Below are 1,269 nucleotides of genomic sequence, written 5' to 3'. Positions count from 1 at the left end.
AGTGYATTCSCATCTACATTTATAATAGACAAAGAAGGATATGTAACACAGTACGTACCAGGTGGTATGGATAAGGATACAATGAAGTATTTAATAGAAAGTGGAAAATAGCTAAAAGCTTTTAATAAATTAAGCGAATTTTATAAATATTATAATTATTTTATAAAAATTGTTTAAGGTAAAATATAGGGGGTATATAATTACTATAAATAAATTATGAAAATTACCTAATATAAAGGAGATATAGATATGTTAAATCAAAATACAATAGATATAATCAAAAGTACAGTTCCAGCTTTAAGAGAACACGGAGTAGAAATAACAACAACTTTTTATAATAGAATGTTTGCAAATAACCCTGAAATAAAAGCTATGTTTAATATGGACAAGCAAGAATCAGGAGAACAACCAAAGGCATTAGCAATGGCAGTATTAGCAGCTGCACAAAATATAGACAACTTAGAAGCTATATTACCAGCTGTAAAAAATATAGCTAAGGCTCACGTTAACACAAATGTAAAACCAGAACATTACCCAATAATAGGTGAAAACTTATTAGGTGCTATAAAAGAAGTATTAAAAGATGCTGCAACAGAAGAAATAATAAATGCATGGGCAGAAGCTTACAAAGTTATATCTGATGTATTTATACAAATAGAAAAAGATATGTATATAGATCAAATATGCAAAGATAATCAAATACATCAAAGAATGTAATTTTAAAAAAGCTCTATTTTAGTATTATAAAATAGAGCTTTTTAGCATACTACACTATATAGTCTTTWCATGTGGCTTAAAGTATTTCGACGATACATCGCTCAAGTGAAATAAATTTTATATATCTTCATTTTGAAGGTAATATAGACTATAGAAATAACCTTTAAGACTAATTAAATAATCAAAAGAGCCTTTTTCAATAACCATACCATCCTTCATGACTAATCTATATAAATGGAGGTTATTATGGCTAATAAATATGTAAATCCAAATGCTAAAAAAGCATTACAAGAAATGAAATTAGAAATAGCAAATGAATTAGGAGTTGAAGCTAATAATAAATATGGTTCAAATAATACATCTTATTCAAATGGTCAATTAGGCGGTAGAGTTGGTGGACAAATGAGTAAGAGATTAGTTGAAATGGGACAACAAGCTTTACTTAATCAGTATAATAGTAAAAAGTAACGAAACGCTATATATAAATAATTAAATAAAATGCAAAATAAAGTCAGAAAATATAGACAGAATTTTTAAAATATTATAAACTAT

Annotated in this window: 2 protein-coding genes; both read left to right on the top strand. The window is 26.4% G+C overall.

Going from position 1 to position 1,269, the window contains the following annotated elements:
- Positions 1-249: 249 nt before the first annotated feature.
- Complete coding sequence (locus tag G3997_RS05350; protein WP_296644085.1) at positions 250-717, top strand: globin domain-containing protein; 468 nt, start codon at positions 250-252, stop codon at positions 715-717.
- 246 nt (positions 718-963) lie between these two features.
- Positions 964-1,185: an alpha/beta-type small acid-soluble spore protein gene (locus tag G3997_RS05345; RefSeq protein ID WP_296644083.1), complete on the top strand. Its 222-nt coding sequence runs from the start codon at positions 964-966 to the stop codon at positions 1,183-1,185.
- Positions 1,186-1,269: the final 84 nt, after the last annotated feature.

The organism is Romboutsia sp. 13368, assembly GCF_018336475.1.
In the GTDB taxonomy this organism is placed as follows: Bacteria; Bacillota; Clostridia; order Peptostreptococcales; family Peptostreptococcaceae; genus Romboutsia.
Note: the sequence above shows the minus strand (reverse complement) of the source record. Positions and strands in the feature narration are given on the sequence as shown.

Coding starts and splice junctions, on each gene's coding strand:
- G3997_RS05350 (WP_296644085.1), top strand. CDS start 250: ATGTTAAATCAAAATACAATAGATATAATCAAAAGTACAGTTCCAGCT.
- G3997_RS05345 (WP_296644083.1), top strand. CDS start 964: ATGGCTAATAAATATGTAAATCCAAATGCTAAAAAAGCATTACAAGAA.